At 45.9% G+C, this 21,336-nt stretch carries 20 protein-coding genes; 8 read left to right on the top strand and 12 right to left on the bottom strand.

The features are described 5' to 3' along the window. Window positions 1-89 precede the first annotated feature (89 nt). Together EIZ58_RS19985 and EIZ58_RS19980 are read left to right on the top strand one after the other, a co-directional pair. Window positions 90-1,010: a LysR family transcriptional regulator gene (locus tag EIZ58_RS19985; protein ID WP_134702624.1), complete on the top strand. Its 921-nt coding sequence runs from the start codon at window positions 90-92 to the stop codon at window positions 1,008-1,010. 93 nt (window positions 1,011-1,103) lie between these two features. Continuing rightward, window positions 1,104-2,111, top strand: a complete 1,008-nt coding sequence (locus EIZ58_RS19980) for an NAD(P)H-dependent amine dehydrogenase family protein (RefSeq protein WP_134702623.1) — start codon at window positions 1,104-1,106, stop codon at window positions 2,109-2,111. A gap of 125 nt (window positions 2,112-2,236) precedes the next feature. On the opposite strand, the gene EIZ58_RS19975 is transcribed toward EIZ58_RS19980, so the two are convergent. Beyond that, entirely contained in the window at window positions 2,237-3,313 is a 1,077-nt protein-coding gene (locus EIZ58_RS19975; RefSeq protein WP_134702622.1) for a M14 family zinc carboxypeptidase, read from the bottom strand. 748 nt (window positions 3,314-4,061) lie between these two features. Then, a complete protein-coding gene (locus tag EIZ58_RS19970) occupies window positions 4,062-5,096 on the bottom strand; it encodes an alpha/beta fold hydrolase (RefSeq protein ID WP_134702621.1) in 1,035 nt (344 codons plus the stop codon). A 136-nt stretch (window positions 5,097-5,232) separates the two neighbouring features. On the opposite strand from EIZ58_RS19970, the gene EIZ58_RS33565 reads away from it, so the two are divergent. Together EIZ58_RS33565 and EIZ58_RS19960 are read left to right on the top strand one after the other, a co-directional pair. Continuing rightward, window positions 5,233-5,448 carry a M14 family metallopeptidase gene (locus EIZ58_RS33565; protein WP_167577812.1) on the top strand — a complete coding sequence of 72 codons (216 nt, stop codon included), beginning with the start codon at window positions 5,233-5,235 and terminating at the stop codon, window positions 5,446-5,448. Beyond that, window positions 5,423-5,713 carry a hypothetical protein gene (locus EIZ58_RS19960; protein WP_167577811.1) on the top strand — a complete coding sequence of 97 codons (291 nt, stop codon included), beginning with the start codon at window positions 5,423-5,425 and terminating at the stop codon, window positions 5,711-5,713. Before EIZ58_RS33565 ends, EIZ58_RS19960 begins: the two co-directional genes overlap by 26 nt. Before the next feature lie 69 nt (window positions 5,714-5,782). On the opposite strand, the gene EIZ58_RS19955 is transcribed toward EIZ58_RS19960, so the two are convergent. Together EIZ58_RS19955 and EIZ58_RS19950 are read right to left on the bottom strand one after the other, a co-directional pair. After that, window positions 5,783-5,989 carry a YqaE/Pmp3 family membrane protein gene (locus EIZ58_RS19955; protein ID WP_134702618.1) on the bottom strand — a complete coding sequence of 69 codons (207 nt, stop codon included), beginning with the start codon at window positions 5,987-5,989 and terminating at the stop codon, window positions 5,783-5,785. Between the two features lie 282 nt (window positions 5,990-6,271). After that, a complete protein-coding gene (locus EIZ58_RS19950) occupies window positions 6,272-6,805 on the bottom strand; it encodes a helix-turn-helix domain-containing protein (protein ID WP_134702617.1) in 534 nt (177 codons plus the stop codon). 265 nt (window positions 6,806-7,070) lie between these two features. Here EIZ58_RS19950 and EIZ58_RS33560 point away from each other — a divergent pair, with 265 nt between their 5' ends. Then, window positions 7,071-7,214 (top strand): hypothetical protein, encoded by a 144-nt coding sequence (locus EIZ58_RS33560; protein WP_167577810.1) that lies wholly within the window; start codon window positions 7,071-7,073, stop codon window positions 7,212-7,214. Window positions 7,215-7,294: 80 nt separating this feature from the next. Here the strand turns inward: EIZ58_RS33560 and pdxA are convergent, their stop codons facing one another. From pdxA to EIZ58_RS19915, 7 genes are all read right to left on the bottom strand, one after another. Further along, window positions 7,295-8,293 carry a 4-hydroxythreonine-4-phosphate dehydrogenase PdxA gene (gene pdxA / locus EIZ58_RS19945; protein ID WP_134702616.1) on the bottom strand — a complete coding sequence of 333 codons (999 nt, stop codon included), beginning with the start codon at window positions 8,291-8,293 and terminating at the stop codon, window positions 7,295-7,297. Window position 8,294: 1 nt separating this feature from the next. After that, entirely contained in the window at window positions 8,295-9,578 is a 1,284-nt protein-coding gene (locus EIZ58_RS19940; RefSeq protein WP_167577809.1) for a four-carbon acid sugar kinase family protein, read from the bottom strand. Then, complete coding sequence (locus EIZ58_RS19935; protein ID WP_134702614.1) at window positions 9,541-11,568, bottom strand: YjhG/YagF family D-xylonate dehydratase; 2,028 nt, start codon at window positions 11,566-11,568, stop codon at window positions 9,541-9,543. The genes EIZ58_RS19940 and EIZ58_RS19935 overlap by 38 nt, the downstream gene beginning before the upstream one ends. An 82-nt stretch (window positions 11,569-11,650) precedes the next feature. Next, complete coding sequence (locus EIZ58_RS19930) at window positions 11,651-13,126, bottom strand: glycoside hydrolase family 5 protein (protein WP_205672268.1); 1,476 nt, start codon at window positions 13,124-13,126, stop codon at window positions 11,651-11,653. A gap of 66 nt (window positions 13,127-13,192) precedes the next feature. Continuing rightward, a complete protein-coding gene (locus tag EIZ58_RS19925) occupies window positions 13,193-14,014 on the bottom strand; it encodes a carbohydrate ABC transporter permease (protein ID WP_134702613.1) in 822 nt (273 codons plus the stop codon). After that, entirely contained in the window at window positions 14,014-14,970 is a 957-nt protein-coding gene (locus tag EIZ58_RS19920) for a carbohydrate ABC transporter permease (protein WP_240689217.1), read from the bottom strand. The genes EIZ58_RS19925 and EIZ58_RS19920 overlap by 1 nt, the downstream gene beginning before the upstream one ends. A gap of 58 nt (window positions 14,971-15,028) precedes the next feature. Beyond that, window positions 15,029-16,327, bottom strand: a complete 1,299-nt coding sequence (locus EIZ58_RS19915) for an extracellular solute-binding protein (RefSeq protein WP_134702612.1) — start codon at window positions 16,325-16,327, stop codon at window positions 15,029-15,031. 378 nt (window positions 16,328-16,705) lie between these two features. Between EIZ58_RS19915 and EIZ58_RS19910 the strand changes: the two genes are divergently transcribed. Further along, on the top strand, window positions 16,706-18,340 hold the full coding sequence (locus EIZ58_RS19910; protein WP_134702611.1) for a glycoside hydrolase family 43 protein: 1,635 nt from the start codon (window positions 16,706-16,708) through the stop codon (window positions 18,338-18,340). A gap of 89 nt (window positions 18,341-18,429) precedes the next feature. Here the strand turns inward: EIZ58_RS19910 and EIZ58_RS19905 are convergent, their stop codons facing one another. Next, window positions 18,430-18,849 carry an RrF2 family transcriptional regulator gene (locus EIZ58_RS19905; protein ID WP_134702610.1) on the bottom strand — a complete coding sequence of 140 codons (420 nt, stop codon included), beginning with the start codon at window positions 18,847-18,849 and terminating at the stop codon, window positions 18,430-18,432. A 199-nt stretch (window positions 18,850-19,048) separates the two neighbouring features. On the opposite strand from EIZ58_RS19905, the gene EIZ58_RS19900 reads away from it, so the two are divergent. Then, on the top strand, window positions 19,049-19,993 hold the full coding sequence (locus EIZ58_RS19900; protein ID WP_134702609.1) for an alpha/beta hydrolase: 945 nt from the start codon (window positions 19,049-19,051) through the stop codon (window positions 19,991-19,993). Between the two features lie 27 nt (window positions 19,994-20,020). Next, window positions 20,021-21,322, top strand: a complete 1,302-nt coding sequence (locus tag EIZ58_RS19895; protein ID WP_134702608.1) for an SGNH/GDSL hydrolase family protein — start codon at window positions 20,021-20,023, stop codon at window positions 21,320-21,322. Window positions 21,323-21,336: the final 14 nt, after the last annotated feature.

The following is a 21,336-nucleotide window of genomic DNA, read 5'->3' as shown; positions in this document are numbered from 1 at the left end:
GTTGATTTTTTTTAATATTTAGTATACATATATTTTATATACCTATAATTCCTGCTTATAAATAGAATAAGATAAGGAGCCCTCACCCCATGAATCTATTAGGTCTACGCTATTTTATTAAGGCCGCAGAAACTCTTAATTTTAGTCAGGCAGCCAGAGAATTGCATATCTCTCAACCTGGTTTAAGTCAGCAGATGAATACATTGGAAAATGAATTAGGGCTTAAGCTGTTTCACCGGAGTACAAAAAAACTATCCCTGACTAAAGAAGGCGAGTATCTCTATAAAAAACTTCTGCCCTCATTTGAGAATATTGACCGAACGATTCAAGAGCTCATCGTCCACAAGTCGATTCCTCAGACGTTGATCCGTTTCTCTACTGTCCCTTCCGCCGCAAGCAATTGGCTGCCTTTTCTGATCAAGGCTCTGCATAAGAAGCAGCCCCGACTAACGATCCACGTTCAAGAAACGACCTCTTCCCAAGCAATCGAAGATGTTATCCAGCAAAAATCACATATGGCCTTCATTCGAACTCCAATGGATAAAAGCCAGATTACCACTCAAGGCATGAAGCTTCTTGAGCTCTCTCAGCATCCTCTTCAACTGGTCGTCCACGCTAATCATTGGGTTGCGAACGAAGATACCATTGATTTGAGTCAATTGAAAAACGAGCCCTTTCTTCACTATGATCGCATCCAGGCTCCTGCACTTTATCTCTTGCTAGAAAGAGCTTGTCTTACTGCTGGCTTTTTGCCCAATGTCATTTGCGCGGGTTCAGAAATTTTGACGATTGAAAATATGATTGAAAATGAGCTCGGCATTACCCTCATGCCAGAGGATATGGTTCGCCTGCTTAGGTCCAAGCATGTTCGTGCGATCCCCCTAGAAAACCAACTGCTTTCTAGCTCGATTTCGGTTATTTGGCAGAATGCTGACTTTATCCCTTCCACCGTACAGAGCACTCTCAAAATATTAGGAGAAAAGAAAGATTCAGCCTATCCTATAATGTAAACTTATAGGTTTATAAACAACACGTATTTTAAAAATATTCAAACCGATGTTACCATTGCCAAGAACTCTAAAAAATATGGATGGTGATGGAAAATGTCGAATCATAAACTTAAATTAATATCTTACGGATTAGGCCCCATTGGGCTTGAAATCCTCAAAAGAGCAACCCAAGCTCCTGATATTCAAGTCATGGGAGCTGTAGATATTGACCCAAACAAGATTGGTCAAGATATCGGCACCCTAGTCAGTGATGAAAAAATGAATAGCTATGTGGTCTCTTCAATAGCAGCACTTCAAAACAACGCAACGGATTTTAAAATTGCGGTTCATGCCACTGGCTCCAATTTAGAAAAGATGTGGCCACAAATCAAAGAATTACTTGACCATGGCTATAACGTGGTATCAACCTGCGAAGAACTATCGTATCCTTGGCATCGTTACCCTGAGCTGTCCGCCGAAATGGATCAGTATGCGAAGCAAAGAGGCCTCGCTGTTCTTGGAACAGGTGTAAATCCTGGCTTTATCATGGATATGATGGTTGTTGCTTTAACGGGTGTGACCAATAGCCTAACTGGAATTAAAGTCAATCGACGTGTGGATGTATCCAAGCGTCGCGTTCCTCTGCAGAAAAAAGTAGGAATCAGCATGTCCAAAGAGGAATTTGAACAGCTAGCGCATGAGAACCAAATCGGTCACGTCGGCTTGGAGGAATCCCTGCGTTTGATCGCTTACGGTCTAAACTGGGAACTTGAAGAAGTCACGAATTCGATTGAACCGACCATCTCTGAGAAAAATGATAGAGTAGCCTATTCCGAGATTCTAGCTGGTCAGGTCAATGGTCTACACCAGGTATCTCGCGGAACCACGAAAGACGGCAGGGAGATCGTTCTTGACCTTGTAATGTCTGTCGGCGTCAAGCAAGAAGACGAGATTATCATCGAAGGCCCTGAAGCTAAGCATCTTGTGATTCCAGGAGGCATCTTCGGAGATACCGCCACAGCAGCTATCGCCCTCAATAGTGCCAAGCTCGTTAGCTTAACGAAAAAAACCGGCTTGTTAACGATGGTTGATGCCGGTGTTCCAAGAAATGTGACCCTCTAGATAACGGATAGCTGAGCCCACAATTGTGGGTTTGGCTTTTTTGCTTCATCCCCGTTTTTTCTAGACTCAAACGAAAAAAATCCTGAAGGAAGAGATATATCGTCCTTCAGGAATTATAAAACTATTTACTCGTTTCCTTCTTCTTCGCCTTCTTCTTCACCGGTTCTAGTTCTTTGGACTGGTGTAGTATCCCAGAAGCTTGTATCTGCATTCTCAATAGAACCATCGGCAATAGATCTGACCGCCGAATCGAGGGTAACAATCGATTGTTGAATTAAATATCCATTACTTTTTTGCCCCAAAATAGCAGATGCACTTGAATGGTCTGACATTCCACGCATTTCAAAGAGGAGTGTTGAAATATCATACCTTGCGGCGATTCCATTTCGACCAATATTCTGCGTGTTACCGCCATTATAGATTCCTAAGTGTCCCCAACCCTTTGAAGTTACTGCGTGGTAAACCACGGCACCTAATTTCTTCGACTTTGCAACCACTTCAGGCTTTACATCTCCATTTGTTGGATACAAAATCGAGCCTGAAACATACTTTCCATCTACTTCACTTTGAGTTCCTTGGTGATGCAGATCAATCAAGTAGTCAATGCTATACTTTTGAAGTACGTTCTCGTGTAAAGCTCGTGCTTCTGGTTGCATTGCTGATGTAGCTTTATCATGCTCCCGGTTAAGGTCATAATTATTAGCATTCGCACGTGTCAGATGTCTTCCTCCATCAGCATGGTACCTATCCGTAGAGAAGTTAACATCTCCCATAGCACCATCGGGATTTAACATCGGAACAACTAATATATTTACATTGTCTAATAGACCTTTGGTTTTTCCTGTTCCCAAGTGCTTAATGTATTCTAGTGCACCCTCGGTGTTCAACTGCTCATTTCCATGTTGCTGTGTTAAAAACAAAATCGTAGGGTTTTCAGGATTACTAATATATTTAACTAAATAAAGGTCTCTGCCTTTCACACTTTGTCCAATCACTTCAAGCTCCATGTTCGCTTGTTTGGCTTCCTGCTTCTTTAAATAATCTACCATTTGATCATATGTAACTAGTATGCTCGTTTGGATAGATTCGTTCCCATTATAGTTAGGGCCTTCTCCCACGGCACCGACAGGAACAGCACCTCCTACAAGACCTCCAATTGCTAATGTCGTTGCAAGCGATAGAGCTAAGAATTGCTTTTTCATTTTTCTTCCTCCTCTAGTTTTATAACGCTTTCATTTAACATCTAGCAAGACTATTAATTTCTGTAATCTCCTACTCAACAGTATCCAGAATATAGCATATTAGGGGTTATTGCCCATAGATCAATTGGTCTAAATTTTACGAATCACCTTTTCTCCAGTTATACCAAGGGTTTTCAGGAATAGCCTACTTTTAATGGTAGTTCAAATTTATTAGATCAAATTTCGGTAGAGGTAAAAATAACTAAAAAAACTTTAGTGCTTTTTATCTATTTCGCAATCATATTTATATTCACTCCATCTCTTGGAGGTGGATAGAGTTAAGTTTATTTGATACAAAAACAAAAAGCGAGTTCCAATAGAGCCCGCTCGTTTCTTTGAATTCTTCTTCACCTACTTGTAGTCATTACCGGTTTGGGAGCAAATGGCTTGGTTTCGTGATCAAACAGCGTATGTTAATTTAAATTGCACCAAGTAGGTGAGCAAACGGCATTTCTTCGTGAGCATCCACCACCTTTCCGTGAACATATCAAAATTTTCATGATCATTCCGGCCCGAGCGAACAGTAGCCATACGCTTCCGAACCAGGCCATGGTGAAAAATAAAAGCCTAATCACCTAAAATCCAGCTTACTATTGGAGGCTCTGGACCAAAGTTTAGATTGCTCTCCTAAAAAGCGAACCCAAATCACAGTACACCTGCACAAAAAAGACCCAAACCGAACATTCGGTTTGGGTCTTTTTAGATGATCCTACTTTAAGAACAAAAGTACTTTTTCATGAAATAGCTCCGGCTGTTCTAAATGCGGAGAGTGACCCGCACCTTCTACTATCCACTCTTCATAGCTGCCCCCATTCTTTGCATATTGATCTAACACCGTCCTCATCTGCGTCACCATGGGTTGCGGAGGATAGACGTCATCACCCGGCCACCCCGGGATAAGTCCTAATTTCCCCAGATATCCCATATCAAAAAAAGATGTGTCAGAAACAATCGGATCCTCAGCTCCTCGAATCCATAGTACCGGAACCTTGGCAGGAAGATCAGCAAAAGTAGATAGGTTCATATACTTAGGGGACATCGCGTTATTTATTCCGTCACGACCAGGCAGGATCCCAGGCCATTCCTGACACGATTCAAAAGAACCAGGATAAAAGCCCTCCCCTACCTTGGTCTTTAGCATACTTGAAACCAAGCGGTTTTCTTGTTCCTCTTCCACCCGAAAAGGCGATTTCATATAAAACTGCCGCAGGACATTCCGTGGACTATGAGGTTGTTCTTCTCCTTTATCCCCAGCAGATAAAAGCTCGGCAAACAGAGGGTTGGCCGTACCTCCGCCAGAACCCGCATAGTTCGCATAGCAAGGGGTTCCTTGTGCATCCTTTGTCCCTCCAAAGCCAAACGGCGAAACTGGATTAATTAAAATGAGGGATGCCACGTCCTTCGCATGATCAATGGCATATTGCATAACAACTCCTCCCCCCATGGACCAACCGGCCAGGTGGATGGGTAATGGGAGATCTAGGGTTAGGATAAAAGAACGGAGGTCATCCGACCAGTCCCGCAACCCTCTTGTGCCATCGATCCCGATGGCTTCCGTGTTGCCATACCCTCGCAAATCTGGTGCGATGACTCGAAACTCCTTTGACAATACCTGAAGCGATGTCTCCCAGAATACGGAAGAAGAAACATTTCCATGGATAAGAAGTACGGTCGGCTTGTGCTGTTCCCCTGCTTCTAAATACGAGACCTGAAGACGATTGGTTTGTACCGTTTTGGATTCCACTTTCCCTCATCCCCCTTCCGATTATCCTTCCATTTTACTAAAGGTCAGTTACAGCTCAGTTACTCATTACTATAAGGAATTTGTAATTGAGCCTTGCACACCTCCACACAATCCAAACTACGAGTATGACCTGCTCATGGATGGAATGATGGAACAAGCCCACGCCATGGGGAAGGCTGGAGTGGCCAATACGAAGTATGATAGCTACCTGATTCCGTTGGAAGGCTGGGAAGATAAATTTGATGATGCAACTCCTTCCTATACTTCTACTTACTCTATGTTTTTAGGTGCAGGGATTGATTCGTGCAAACCTGATCCAGAATCATGTGATCTCTGGTCCTTACAACAATGAAGAATTACTTTATATAGCAACAGGATCTTGGATTACGCAAATCCCTGAAACTGCACGTGCCCTCGCGAAAGTGAGCACAGCTAACGACTTCTACCTAGCAGGCTGGTGGCCTGGAAATGAGGGCCTAAGAGGCCAGACCTTGGCTATGACAGGATCTTTAGGTGAAAATAAAGGCAACATTACACTATTTGCAAATGACGTGGCACATAAGGCCCACGCTCAATTCACCTATAGAATGTTAGCCAATGCCATTTTCAATAAATAAGTGTATGAAAAGGACGGGGCTTTCCCCGTCCTTTTAAGTGTATAAACTTTCTTAAGAAACTACGTGTCCTTATAGTCGCCTATTTTGTTCTGCTATCATTTTTGCTTGGCGCTTCGCTCGTTTATCGGCATTCCGATCGTGGACGACAAACAGGGCATGAATTGCTCCAGGTAACCAGAAGAATAACGTGAGGATTAAGTTGAGGATGGCTTGAAAAGGCTTCCCGCACAGGAGAACGGCGACGGGCGGAAGGACAAGAGCTAACAGGTACATCATATTCATTCACTCCCTTCAGTAGTCATACGAAAAAGACTGGACTCTCGTTTCAGGAAGACAAGCCTATTTTCTGCTGTTTGCTTCATATAATATACGATAGAATGGAACGGAGGTTGAGAATGATGAGGGTGTATAAAGAATGGCATCGCTTCTGGTCCTTGTTTTATCAACTCCTTCTTAAGGACTGTCTGGATTCAGAGGAAAGGCAGAGGTTACATAAGAAAATGGGCTATCATACAAAAAAGTTAAGCCGTCCTGACTAAATGTCGGAACGGCTTATTTTCATGATTCTCCGTACTTTGCAAAAAAGTCTTGAAGGGCAATCTGCAGCAAATCCGATTTATTCATCCGTTCTCGATTCGCAAACTCATCCACGATTTGAATCACATCAAAGGGTAAGACAAACGTTTTCTTTTCTTTTTGTTGGCTGCTGTAGGCAGGTAATGCTTTAACCCTTTGGAACAGCTCCTTCTCGTCTCCTTTTTCTAATCCTTGTCTGCCTCTCCATTCGTCTAACATTTTCCTCAGGTCTTCTCGGTCTTCCTGACTAAATTCCTCTAATCCACTCCGTTCCACTCTGGGAATATACGGATTACTCAAGATTACCTTAGATGTAGTAAGATCATCAGTAATCTGTAGTAATAAAGGTTCTTCTCCTTTTCTACTCCATTTCCATCGTTTCTGTTCCTTGTCATAGAGATATCCTAAGTGGTTCAACCGCCTAGATATGGTTCTTCGGTGTATCCCTAGCTGATCACAAATCTGAGTCATCGACTCTCCTTGGTTTAATCTTAACAGCAGTTCTTCAAGTAACAAAAACACCCCTCCATTCTAAGGTAATGGTTTGGTAATCCGCGGTGGTTATGGTAATGTGTGATAATTTCTGCATGTAATTATATTACTTCTCGTTCCCCGACCAGTTATCCTGTTATGGAAGTCTACATCATAAAGTTTTTTTCCTCCCTTTACCTCCACTCACCCAAGACGAAAGTACGAGCCTTTCTTTGAGAGTAATGGCATCTTTATTTGGAAACAATTTCAAGTTATAATAAAGATACATCCAATCAAGGGGTTGAAAGGTATGATCATCCTTTCTCGCTTGCACCAGCGGTGGCATGAGTTTTGGATTCATTTTTACCAATCGCTGGTGGACGATGCTCTAGACAAAGATGAGAAGGAAATTATTTATCAAAAGATCACCCATCACAAGAGAAAGTTACATTGAAAAAAGCCAGCGAGAGAGAATCTCACGGGCTTTTTTTTGCTTTGGTATTCATTCGACAAATTCCGGGGAGTGACAGGCACTCATCGTTTAGGTGCCAGATCCACAGCTTGGCGCAAGGCTTCCTTTAAGCTTAATTCGTCCGCTATTCCCTTCCCTGCAATATCAAAGGCGGTTCCATGGTCTACACTCGTACGAATGATCGGAAGACCTACGGTAATATTCACTCCTGCCTCTAAACCAAGTACTTTCACGGGGCCATGGCCTTGGTCATGATACATGGCCACTACGATATCAAAGTCCCCTCGGACCGTTCGGAAAAAAAGCGTATCTGCAGGAAGCGGACCCACGGCTTGAATTCCCTCTTCTTGAGCTCTCGTCACACCAGGAATGATCTTTTCTTCTTCTTCTCCATAGCCGAAAAGACCGTTTTCCCCCGCATGCGGATTGACTCCGCAGACAGCAATGCGCGGTTGTTCATACCCCGCCTTCTTGAGGGTATCGTGAGCCAACTTGATCACCTTATAAACCCGATCCGCATTGATTTTCTTAACGGCATCAATAATGCCGATGTGGGTCGTCACATGGATGACTTTGAGCTTCGGTGCGGAAAGCATCATCGAGAAATCTTCCGTATTGGTGAGTTCGGCTAGTATTTCGGTATGTCCCGGATACATATGCCCGCCTTTGTGGAGGGCTTCCTTATTGAGAGGAGCCGTACAAATGGCATCCATTTTTCCCGCATTCGCTAGCTGAATGGCTGTTTCCAAATAACGAAAAGCAGCATTTCCCGCTTCCGCCGAGACCTGGCCAAACGGCAAATCAGCTGGAAGCAAGTCTAAATCCAAACAATCCACCGTACCGTACGCAAACTCCGCTTCACTCAAATCCTGAATGGAACGGATGTTTAGCCCACCTCCGACAAGATTTCCTGCTCGCCGTAGAATTTTGGCGTCTCCAATGACAAAGGGAGAACACCTATCATAAATTTGCGGATCGCCCAGAGCCTTCATAATGATCTCCGGTCCAACCCCTGCCCCATCACCCATCGTAATACCGATGACCGGCTTTTGAATGGACATGCTATCTTTCCTCTCTAAAATAGGATTGGGCTGATAACCCTTCAATTTTATTCACCGCATGAACCAGCGAATAAGGCGTACCGAATGCTCCTGACTTCGTTACCACTGGGAGCGACTGAGCCCTTCCTCCGAGTATCTGGGCAAACGGGATCCCTTCCTCGACTTCCCCTAAAATTTGCAGAACCCTTGCTTCAAGCTTATGGCAGGTTCGATAGGCAATATCCCCTCCAGTCAGAACCAATCCCTTTAAGGAACTCCTAGCATGCACTTCTGCTGCAATTTTTCCCAATTGGCTGGCAAGTTCTAGATGGGATGGGGTGGACTTCGAAATATCCGTCGTTAACACGGGATTTTTTTGTTGGTCAATCGCCTCCAAGATCTGCTGAACCAGACGTATTGCCTCCAGCTCTCTTTGCTCCTCATCGACCAGCGCTAACGGATTGGCCGTAATCACACAGTAGCCCTGCTGCTCAGAAAGAATAGAGACCTGCTCTCTTGTAATAGAACAAACACTGCCTGCCACGACTAGCGTTTTCCCTGCCCGTTCCCTTATCATGAATGGTTCTGTTCTTTTCAGCCCCATTTTTCCAGATAAGCTCTGGGCCAAACCCGCCGACCCCACCCATAGCACTCGAAGCCCGCTGGCACAAACGGCATCTGCAATCCCATTCAAATCCAGCTCGGACGCGCAATCAAAGGTAAGAATCCGATTCCCTTTTTCTACCTTAGAGAGAATCCGAGCCATCAGGCTCGATTCCCCTTTGCGAATTTCTTTGATTTCCACATGCCCGACGGATTGATGGCTTTGTTTCGATAACAGATCAGGCAAATAGGATTCCTTTACAGGTGAAGTAGGATCCGAAGCGATAACGGAATCTTCCACTAGGAATTGATGGATCATATGGTATCCCCCGACGGTCTTTCTCCCATTTTTCGGGTACGCCGGGACCACCACCGCTGCATCGAACGATCCATGCTCCATTAGCGCGTCAACTTCCCTCCCGATATGGCCGCGCAACGTGGAATCGATCTTTTTATAGACAAAGGGTACCTCTAAGATGGGTAGTTGTTTGGAGATGGCTTTCATCTTTTCATAAGCACTTTCTCCATCCATAGAGCGAGTTTCTGCGTTAACCACCCATATGTCGGACTCGGGTATAGAATCCTTTGCACTTAAATCTAGCAAGGATATCGTGGACAGACCTTGCTTAGCAAATTGAACCCCCGTGTCGTTGGCTCCCGTCAGATCATCTGAGATAATGATAGCCTTCGGCCATGCCTTCATTGCCTTCATCCGCTTGGTCCTTTCCTAGAGCCTTCTTTCCCGCTTCAATGACCTCAATAATACGATCTACGTCGTATACACTGCCTTTCCAGGTCCCCCCGCTTACGGCTTGCAAGGCGGCCCATAGTCTCGTATCATCGGGCAAATCCGGATCTGGCCTTAAGCCTGGATGAGGCTCGCGGTCAGCAAGGACTCTCTCCCCTTCTTTTGGACCAAAGATTTCATGGTTCTGGCCAACAAAGTTAAGGCTCGCGGTTAATTCATTGCGATCGACGATGATCTCAACGATGTCACCTGTACGAAGCTTGCCAAGCGGGCCTCCGGCAAGGGCTTCAGGTCCGATATGCCCAATGCAGGCCCCCGTGGAAACACCCGAAAAACGGGCATCGGTAATGAGAGAGACGTATTTGCCAAAGGATAGATGCTTTAATGCGGAGGTAAGCTGGTACGTTTCCTCCATCCCCGTTCCCGATGGGCCGCGTCCGATAACCGCCATAATATCGCCTTTTTCAATTCCGCCTGTTTTAATCGCCCGGATGGCATCCTTCTCTGCCGTAAATACCTTTACCTTACCCGTATGGCGGTAGACGCCGTCCTCATCAACCACGGACGGATCAATGGCCGTTGCTTTGATAACGGAACCTTCTGGAGCAATATTCCCCGTAGGAAAGGCCACCGTCGAGGTTAATCCCCGGCTTTTGGCCTTGTCCGGGCTCATGATCACATCATCCGGATCCACACCGTCAGCTTCCAGCAAGTGCTTTCTAACTGCTACCCGGCGTTCCGATGACTCCCACCAATCCAGAACTGTACCCAGCGTTTCCCCGGTTACCGTCATGACATGCTCTCTCAGGAGTCCTAGCTTACGAAGATGCAGCATGACCTCCGGTACACCGCCAGCCAAAAACGCCCGAACCGTCGGATGATGAGTAGGACCATTGGGCAACACGCTCACGATTCTCGGGACTTCCCGATTCACGCGACTCCAGTCTTCAACCGTAGGAATCGTGCATTTCGCCGCATGGGCAATCGCCGGAATGTGCAGCAACAGGTTCGTGGACCCTCCGAAAGCCGCATGCAAAACCATCGCATTGTAAATCGCGTCATCGGTTAAGATATCTCTTGTCTTTATTCCGGCTTCTTCCATTTTAATGGCGGCACGAGCCGATTGACGCGCCATCTCCAGCCAGATGGCCTGTCCCGAAGGAGCCAATGCCGAATGTGGCATGGACAGGCCAAGCGCCTCCGCTACCACCTGGGCCGTTGCCGCGGTACCCAAAAACTGGCAACCTCCTCCAGGGGTACCGCAAGCCCGGCAACCCAGATCCGCAGCATCTTGCAAGGAAAGCTCCCCATTGGCATAGCGGGCACCAATCGTCTGGACTTTCCCTGCGTCCTCACCATGGGTCGGGGGGAGCGTCACGCCGCCAGGAACAATAATCGTAGGAAGATCATGCATCGCGGATAAGGCAAGCATCGTCGCCGGCAACCCTTTGTCACACGTGGCCACCCCGATCACGGCTTTTCTCGTGGGAAGCGAACGGATCAGGCGGCGGTACACGATGGCGGCATCGTTGCGATAGGGCAGGGAATCAAACATCCCGGTTGTCCCTTGTGACCTGCCATCGCAAGGATCACTGACAAACCCGGCAAATGGCACGCCTCCCTTTTCTTTGATTTCTTCCGCAGCCGCTCTCATGAGAAGGCCCACTTCCCAATGGCCCGTATGATACCCTAAAGCAATGGGTGTTCCATCCTCGCCACGGATTCCGCCCTGTGTGCTCAAAATCAAAAACTGCTTCCCATTCAATTCCGTCGGCTTCCATCCCATGCCCACATTTTGTGTCATGCCAAATAAATCGCCGCTCGGGGCATTCAATAACATGTCATGCGTTAACGGCAGCGAACCCGAAGGACCTGCTGCATGAGTCTTGATTTCATACAGATCATTCTGTCCCTCTCCCATAATATATTGCAGATTGTTGCTCATCCTATCTACTCCCCCATATGATGGAAAATAAGGGTAGAATTACTTCTACCCTTAAGTCCCCGGATTACCCTGCCAAACCGTACTAACGGCTAACCGGTTGATTCGTATATTTTTTCAAAACATCAAGCAGGCCATCGTTGACTCTGCAGTTCTTGAACGAGAAGGACTGCATGATGCTGTCGATTTTCTCTTCCGATAAATCCTTGAACAATTTGGCATATGCAGGCTGAATCAAGGCGCCGGCATAGACCGTTAAGACCGACTGGGAAAGACAAGCGATATTATAGCTATGGGCAATGTCAGGATCCCCGATGACTTCCTCCAGATGAGAAGCCAGATCCTCAACTGCTCCTCTTGCTTTAAAGCCAGGAAGCCAAATCATCCAGTCATCGGTATTGAGCGCATGCTTCATCTTTATAATAGAAGAAATGCGTTCTAGATACTCCGATTCAGGATTGAGCGTGACCAGTCCCATTACGCCAACATCCTTATACGTCCATGTCGTCCAATGGGCGCCAAATTCTTCGAAGATGCCAATCTGGTCATCCATAGCCCGCAGTCGATCGGCAATTTCACCCTCAGGACCGTTGTAAACTGAACCGAACTCCCCTACCCATAAAGGAACATTGTATTTTTCCGCAAATTGGGTTCCTTGGTGCTTTCTGAACTCTTCGATTTGTTTTGCCTTATCCCAATACTTTCCGCTTTCAACACGAGGCGTTTTGGCATCCACGATTCCCGGATAGGAGCCTGGGCCGAATCCAGCTGCGGTGTAGTTATGGCTGCTGTAAACCAGGTTATCAGCGAATGGCGCTTCCAGGCCTTCAAACAGCTTGGAGTATACATCCCCTTCCAGGAAAATGATGTGATCAGGATCGATCTTGCGAACGGCATCAACCGCCCGTCTGTAAATGCGGTTCATGCGTTCCCAATCCGGCTTGTAGTTGGCAAAGAACGTATGAGGGTAATCTCCATGCGGGGTATTTACGCATGGTTCATTCATCAGGTTATAGCCGGCAATGACCGATCTTCCTTTATATCGGCGGGCAAATTCCTCCCACAGAGCAACAAAACGGTCTTGGTAATAGCTGTCGTGCCAGAAGAAGCTGTGGCGAATATCGTTATCAGAGTGCCAGTGCGTATTTTGGAATCCTTGGACCGCATGCAGATCCAAGATCACATACAGCCCATGCTTCTCACATAGGTTCACGATCTGATTCAACCGTTCAAACGCGGTCTCCTTGTACGTGAACGGATTCTCATCATCCTCAAAATGACGGTAATTTAAAGGCAGGCGAACGGTGTTCGCTCCCCAGCTTTTGATAAATTGGATATCGTCTTCCCCAAAGAAGTAGTGCTGCATTCTATCAAATAAGAACTCAGCCTTCCCATTTCCAATGATTTCTGCAACGGTATGGCGCAATCCATGCTCGGAACCCGTATACCCGTTAATGAAATCTTCCATATTCATCCAACCACCGATGCATGTCCCTCTTAATTGAATGGGATTTCCAGCTGAATCGGTGATCTTATTCTTAATGACCTTAAGCATATCCATGCTTCTCTTCACCCTTTCCAAGACCAATTTCTCTAGCAAACTATTGATATTATCAAACTATTGATATTATCCTTTTACCGCACCTGCAGATAAGCCTTTCACTACTTTTTCTTGAGCTACAAAATAAGCAATCAATAAAGGAAGAGTAGCTAGCGTCAGAGCCGCCATGATCCCTGGGATATTCACGGAGAATTCGCCATAGAAGGCTCTTAATCCAAGAGGCAACGTCATCTTCTCCGGACTTGTGGTTAGGACCAAAGCGAATACGAACTCATTCCAAATGTGGATGAAATTATAGATCACCACGGTTGCTAAAGCCGGGGTCATTAACGGAAGATGGATTTTCCAGAAAATGGCGTAGGGCGAACACCCATCCATCACCGCCGCTTCTTCTAGCTCCTTCGGGATTTCCTGCATAAATTGGGTTAGAATAAAGACTGAGATGGGCAAGCTGAAAGCGATATAGGGACCAATCAAGGCCCATAAGCTGTTATATAGTCCCCAGTTTTTCGTTAAGACATAAATGGGGATCAGCGTGGTATGCACAGGAATCATCATTCCCGCCAAGAACAGAAAAAATAGCGGGCGATTCAGGCGAAACTTCATGCGAGCCAATGGATAACTAGCCATCGCTGCCAATAAAACGGTGGCGCCAACGGAAACGATGGAAACAACTAAACTGTTCGAGAAATAGGTATGGAGATTCATGGAAAATACAGCCGTGTAATTTTCCAAGGTAAAAGAACTCCACAGCGACGAAGGGCTTTCAAAAAACTCCTGTTGGGTTTTTAACGATGTGGCTATCATATAAACGAACGGATATCCGGTAAATATCAAGATAATGAAAGCTAGAATATAGAGCGGACTTTTCTTTAATGTGGCATTCATTATCCTTCACTCCTTTTTTTCCGGTAGTTATCAACAGAAAGGAAAACGACCGTAATCACGAAAGCGATAGCAAACATAGAGAAAGAGATCGCACTGGCATATCCCATATTGAATTGGGCAAATGCTTGCTTATACATGTATGTCGCCATGAGCTCCGTTGAGCTGTCTGGGCCACCGCCGGTCATGACAAAAATCAAGTCAAAATATTTTAAAGAACCAATGATGGCAAGAATGGAAGACGTAATGATCGTCGGTCTCAACATCGGCAAGGTAATATGCCAGAATTTTTTCCATCCGTTCGCTCCATCAATGCTCGCCGCTTCATAAATATCCTCCGGAATCCCTACGATGGCCGCCCGGAAAAGAATCATATAGAATGGCGTAAACTGCCAGCAAACGGTTCCGACAACCGCCCAGAACGCTGTTTCTTTTTCCCCAAGCCATCCAGCCTGCCAGGCTTCCAGACCCACGAGACCTAAACCTTGGTTAACGATCCCAAAAGAAGGATCATAGATGAAGGTCCATAGAATCCCAATCGCAACCGTTGACATGAGTAAAGGTAAAAAATATACCGTTCTAAACAGCCTGATCCCTCTAATCGGCGCAAACAATAATAGCGCCAGAATTAACCCAAGCGGCAGCTGGGTCAAAATCGAAGCTAGGGTTAGCAATAAATTGTTCTGAAGAGATTGCAGAAAAATAAAATCGGAAAGAAGCTTAACGTAATTGCTTAATCCTACAAAGGTTTGCGTTGACCCAATCCCCGTCCAATTAAACAAACTATAGTAGAAGGTTGATATGATGGGGTATACAACATACGTGAGATAAATGGCAAGAGCTGGTCCCATAAAAGTTAGGATAAGCAGCCCCTTTTTCCATGTCTGGCTTGAGACGGACCGTCGGGCAGCCGTCTGGACCGAAATCACGTTGGGGTCGGTAGTTAGCTCATGTTTCACTAGGGAACCCTCCCTTTTATTTTTAATGGAGGAGAGAGGAATCCCTCTCTCCAGCTTACTATTTCAATAATTCCGCCGCTTTTTGTTCCATCTGCTTCGCAGCATCTTCAGGAGTGATGGATAATCCTAGCACGGATTGAGTCAAATCCTTCTGCAGTTCTGCGAGCTCAGGCGGTAGAGTCTGATCGTAAAACGTTTGCATAAATTCAGCGTTGTTCAACATTTCAACCGCTTGGATAGCAAATGGATCTTTATACTCTACCCCTTTCACGGCTACAAGAGCTCCTGTTCCATCCGTGAATTGCTGGGCTGTTTCTACACTGGTCAATTCTTTGATTAATGCAAGGGCGAGTTCCGCATTTTTGCTGTTAGCCGAAACGGAGAAAATCGGTGAAGTTCCTCCCACCACATTAGTAGGGTTCCCTTGCCCCCCCTCTATTGCAGGAAACGGAAACATCCCTAATTTCTCTACAAAAGCTGGGTTCTCCGTTTTCACGGCGTTGACATAACTGCTAGTTTGTAATTCCATAGCCGCCTTGCCTGTATACATGAGCTGACGTGATTGTCCGTTATCATAGCTCAAACCGTTAAATCCTTTGTTAAACATTTCCTTTTTAGCCATATCTTGTAGAATCTCGCCGGCTTTCGCATAACCCGGATCATCAAATTTTGCTTCTCTTGTAACGGATTGTCTGAACAAGTCGGAGCCCGCTACGCGATCGGCAACGTACGCGAACAATAACAATCCTGGCCACTTTGCTTGATTCGCCATGGCGATCGGTTCAATCCCATTGCTCCTCAACGTTTCAGCAACCTTTATAAATTCCTCGTAGGTTTTAGGTATCTCTAAATTGAATTTTGCGAAAATTTCTTTATTATAATAGAAAGGAACGATACTTACTCCCAGCGGAGCGCCATAAACCTTGTCGTTGAACGTAGCGTTATTGATAGCAACTGGCAAGTAGTCATCCTTGTTCACTTTCCCTGATATATCCAAAACTTGTCCTGCATCAACAAACTGCTTCAACCATCCCCCGCCCCAGGAATGGAACACATCCGGAGCATCGCCTCCTCCAATCGCAACGGACAGCTTGGTCTTGTAGGCATCGTTAGGGATCTGAACCGCTTCGACTTTCACACCCGGATTCTTCTCTTCAAAACGTTTTACAGCTACTTCCAACACTTCCTTGCGTTTTCCCGGTTCTATAAACCAAAACGTTAATTTCTTCTGTTCACCGCTTACTTCTTTTGCTGCCGATGGCTGAGAAGATGCCGATTCATTGGACCCTCCTCCTCCCCCGCATGCCGATAGTAAAACCATAGATGCAACCGTTAGCCAAGATAATAGTTTTCTCAAAGAAAGACCCTCCTTTTTTTTGTTTTAAAAATAAAACCGCTTGCAATATCAGTTATTATGGATAGCCACACCCCTTGTCAGTTAAGTTTGAATTGTTTCACTAGTAGCTATAGTATCACTTCCTAATTTCTTTGTCCAGTGGTTAAACAAACTAAATATTATTTATCTTTTGTGATGTTTTCCTGTATAATGGTTTTACGAAAAACCCGCTACAGCTATGAGTTTTCTCCTTTTTGACTCCGCGCTAAGGTAGTTACTAAGGACATTGGACAAACAAAGTAAAAGGAGGTATAGAATTGTAAGTAACAGAAGCTCCGTATCGAGCCAAACAACTGTATCGACTCTTGTTAACGAACTATAGTAGGAGGCAAATGAGAAATGACCATGATCCAAAATCCTGTCTTGCCTGGTTTTAATCCAGACCCATCCATTTTAAGAGTTAACGAGGATTACTATATTGCAACGTCCACCTTCGAGTGGTTTCCCGGCGTGCAAATCCATCATTCCAGAGATTTGGTAAACTGGAGGTTGCTCCCCCATCCTTTGACCCGCAAGTCTCAGTTGAATATGGTAGGAAACGTGAACTCAGGAGGAATATGGGCTCCATGCTTAAGCTATGCGGATGGGGTCTTTTATCTTATTTTTACGGATGTCAAGAGCCGGAAGGGCGCATTTAAGGATACTCATAACTATTTATGCACCGCAACGGACATCATGGGCCCTTGGTCCGATCCCATCTACTTGAACAGCAGCGGGTTTGATCCTTCTCTCTTCCACGATGAAGATGGATCCAAGTGGCTCGTGAATATGCTGTGGGACCATCGCAAAGGAAAGAACAAGTTCGCGGGCATTGTAATTCAGGAATTTTCCGTGGAGCAGCAAAAATTGGTCGGGCCTGTAAAGAATATTTTTAGAGGGACGGATTTAAAGCTGACTGAAGGTCCGCACCTATACAAACATAACGGATATTATTACTTAATGACGGCTGAGGGTGGAACGCAGTATGAGCATGCGGTAACCATGGCTCGATCTGAATCTCTATTCGGCCCCTATGAAGTGGATCCGACGAATCCGATTCTTACCTCATCCGGGCATCCCGAATTGGAGCTGCAGAAGGCCGGTCACGCCAGCCTTGTACAGACACATACGGGAGAATGGTATCTGGCCCATTTATGCGGGCGTCCTGTGAAAGATAACTACTGCAATTTAGGAAGGGAAACGGCTCTCCAACGCTGTGAGTGGACAGAAGACGGGTGGCTTCGATTGGCTGGAGGAGGAAACACGCCAAGGCTGCAAGTAGAAGCGCCTGATATGGTTCCTCATCCGTTTGATAAGGTTCCGGAAAAAGATGACTTCGATTCGCAGGAATTGGATGTAAACTGGAGCACCTTGCGGATTCCAGCGGAAGAGTCATGGCTTTCTTTGAGTGAGCGTCCGGGGTACTTAAGGTTAAGAGGGATGGAGTCGATGAGCTCCGAGCATCGCCAGAGCCTTCTGGCCCGGAGGCAGCAGCATTTTTGCTGCGAGGCAGAAACGGAAATCGAATTTCAACCAGAAACATTCCAGCAAATGGCCGGATTGACGGTATATTACGATACAGAGGACTACGTGTATTTGCGCATTACCCATGATGAGACACTCGGCAAATGTCTGGGAATCATTCAATCTAAGCATGGCCAATATGATGAGCTGCTGGCTAAGGATATCCCCCTCCTTGACGGCCCTTGCCGGTTAAAGGCGGTCATCGAAAGAGAATGGTTGCAATTCTGGTACTTCCAGCCCCAGCAATCTGAGGAATGGATCAAGATCGGCGATCCCATCGATATTACCCATCTTTCGGATGAATCGGGAGACTACATCAAGTTTACCGGCACTTTTATCGGGGTCTGTGTTCAGGACTTAAGCGGCACTCAAAAACACGCTGACTTCGACTACTTTATCTATAAGGAGTGCCTGTCACCCCCCGAAAATGCTCGAAGGGTGTCGAACCAAAGGGATGGAATAAAAGTATAGAGGAAAAATCAGGAAGGAACAGCGAGGGCAGAATGCATCTCCCGAGGGAGATGCTTCTTCCTCACTATCATCGAACAGAGCGGGCTTTGTTATTTTTTATGGCTTTGCTTTACGATGTCCTTAATCGTATATTTGTCCAAAATCGACTGAAATTCTTCTTCAGCTCTTGAGATGATTAACGAAATAAAGAGCTCTGAACCCGTTGCCGGGACCGTCCAATGAGGAGTTGCAGGTGTAGCCCCTAGGGCTCTATAGATTTCTCCTACCGTAATCTCGCTAGGATCCTTTTTTAGGGCATAGCCTCCATAACGGCCGCCATGACTGACTACAAGATCTGATTTAGTCAGTTGAATTAATATTTTCCTGACAAAAGTGGGATCTGCCCCAAGTGTTTCCGCAAGTTGATGACTCTTTGCCAAATCGTCACTATAGGACATTAGTACCATAGCACGTAAAGCGACATGAAACCATGTAGGTCCTAGGTCTCCCGATCGAAGGATAAGCTGCATTAGAATCACCCTCTTTTACCATACCAATAAAGGGAATGTTTCGCAATTTAAGAATCTATCATAATGAGTCTTTTGATAGATTGTTGATTCGTTGTATTGACAGAATAGTAAATATTCTGTAGATTCTAATTGTGATTAATTTTTCACATTTATTTTTTCCTCTCTATGTTGCATGTAACAGATCCTAGGAGGTGTAGATATGGAAATGGAACAGAAACTGGATCCTGAATTAAGAGTTTTCTTTTCTGTTTTGCCTACCAAAAATTTTGCTGATGTAACAGCTAGAAGGCATTTGCTGTTAGAAGAGTGCAAAGCCAAAAAATCACCGCCCAATCCCAACGTTTTCATCTCAGAACGCTACATTCAAGGGGGTGAAGGGGCACCGAACATCCGAGTCAAAATGTATGAGCCTATGGATAAAAGTGGCCTCTTGCCGGGGCTTTTGTGGATTCATGGCGGCGGATACTTTCTAGGTGCTCCAGAAATGGATGATGACCTTTGCCAACGTTTTGCCGAAGAAGCCCATTGTGTGGTCTTGTCTGTAGATTATCGCTTAGCACCCGAGCACCCTTTTCCAGCAGGGTTGGAAGATTGCTATGCGTCTCTAACCTGGCTCTTCCAACATGCGGCAGAGGTGGGCGTAGATCCTTCCCGTCTTGCCATTGCTGGTGCGAGTGCAGGCGGAGGACTTTGCGCTGCATTAGCTTTATTGGCCAGGGATTGCAAAGGTCCTTCGCTCCGATTCCAGATGCCTCTCTACCCCATGATGGATGATCGCAACGTGACTCCGTCCAGCTATGAAATCACGGACACGAGAATTTGGAATCGGGAAGCCAATCTACTCGGGTGGGAAATGTACCTGGGGACACGGGATGGTACAGAGATTTCCGCTTATGCCGCTCCCGCTAGAGCCACGGATTTATCAGGATTACCTCCTACCTATACTTGTGTCGGATCCGCAGATTTGTTTCGCGATGAAACGATCGATTATGTGATGAAACTTTCCCAGGCAGGAGTTCCCACTGAGTTTCATCTCTATCCAGGCGGTTACCATGGATTTGAGGTCGTGTGCCCTCAAGCGGAGATTAGCCAACGGGCAACGAGACAATATGTCGATGCATTAAAGCGAGCTTTCCAAAAGTAAAATAAACGGAAATTACAGGAGGTCACTATGAAGAAAAAAGCTTTTTCATTCTTATCCACCGTCCTTGCCGCTAGCTTAGTCTTTGGTGTAAGCGTATACGCCGCACCTGAAACCCAAAACGCCAAACCAGTCAAAATAGAAAAGGAAGAAAAACAACACAAAGAACCGATCTGGATCGGGGCTTGGGCTGCCAGCCAACAGCACCCACGCAGCACAGGTATCTCTCAACAGGGCTTTATTAACCAAACCGTAAGAATGATTGTTCATCCCTCGGCCTCAGGTTCAGAGATTCGGCTAAGGTTCTCGAATCTTTACGGAACGGCTCCCCTAACCTTCGGCAAAGTGGATGTTGCCCTTGCCAGCGATGGGGCGTCTACAGTTGCCGGCACGAACCAACCCGTTACCTTTAACGGAGAACCAACGGTAACCATCCCCATTGGTGCTGAACTATTCAGTGACCCAATTCCTTTAGCCATCCAGGAAGGGGAGAGCTTGGCTGTCAGTGTATTTGTTCCCGAGGCTACGGGACCTACAACATGGCATTCTCTAGGGAGACAAGCCGCTTATGCTGCGGTAGGGGATCACGCAGCCGATCATGATGCGGGTTCCTACTCCAAAGTTGCAGAATCTTGGTTTTGGCTAAGTGGCGTGGATGTGGTAACCAAAAATAAGAAGGCTCGCGTTATTGTAACCTTTGGCGATTCCATCACGGATGGACACGGAGCAACGGTTAATGCCAACCACCGTTATCCTGATTTTCTGGCCAAGCGGCTAGCCGAAGCCTACCCGAACCAAGAAATCTCCGTATTGAATGCAGGAATATCAGGAAATAAGATTCTTCGGGATTCCGACGTATTTGGAGAAAAAGCCCTCGCTCGTCTGGATCGGGATGTTTTATCCCAAACCGGTGTAACCGATGTGATCCTCCTGGAAGGAATCAATGATATCGGACATGCTCCCCATACGTTGGATGCTAGTCTTATTATTGCAGGCATGAAGGAGATTGCCGACCGCGTCCATGCTAAGGGGCTGCGCATTTATGCCGGAACTCTGCTGCCGTTTGAAGATGTGACCTACGAAGGCTATTTTACAGAAGAAGGCGAAAGAACGCGAGATAAAGTAAACGAGTGGATTCGAACCAGTGGCGTGTTCGATGGAGTTATTGATTTTGATCAAGTCATGCTCAATCCCGAGTATCCTGATAAGCTTCTTCCTACCTATGATTCCGGAGATCACCTGCACCCGAATGATGCCGGTTATCAAGCAATGGCCGAGTCCATCGATCTTACTCTTTTTAAACCCGTGGGATCGATTAAGCAAGATCAATAATACTTATTTCCTTT

Origin of the sequence: Ammoniphilus sp. YIM 78166 (genome assembly GCF_004522215.1) — a bacterium.
Lineage (GTDB): Bacteria > Bacillota > Bacilli > Aneurinibacillales > RAOX-1 > YIM-78166.
The sequence above is the reverse complement of the archived record's forward strand: the minus strand, read 5'-3'. Positions and strand labels throughout refer to the sequence as shown.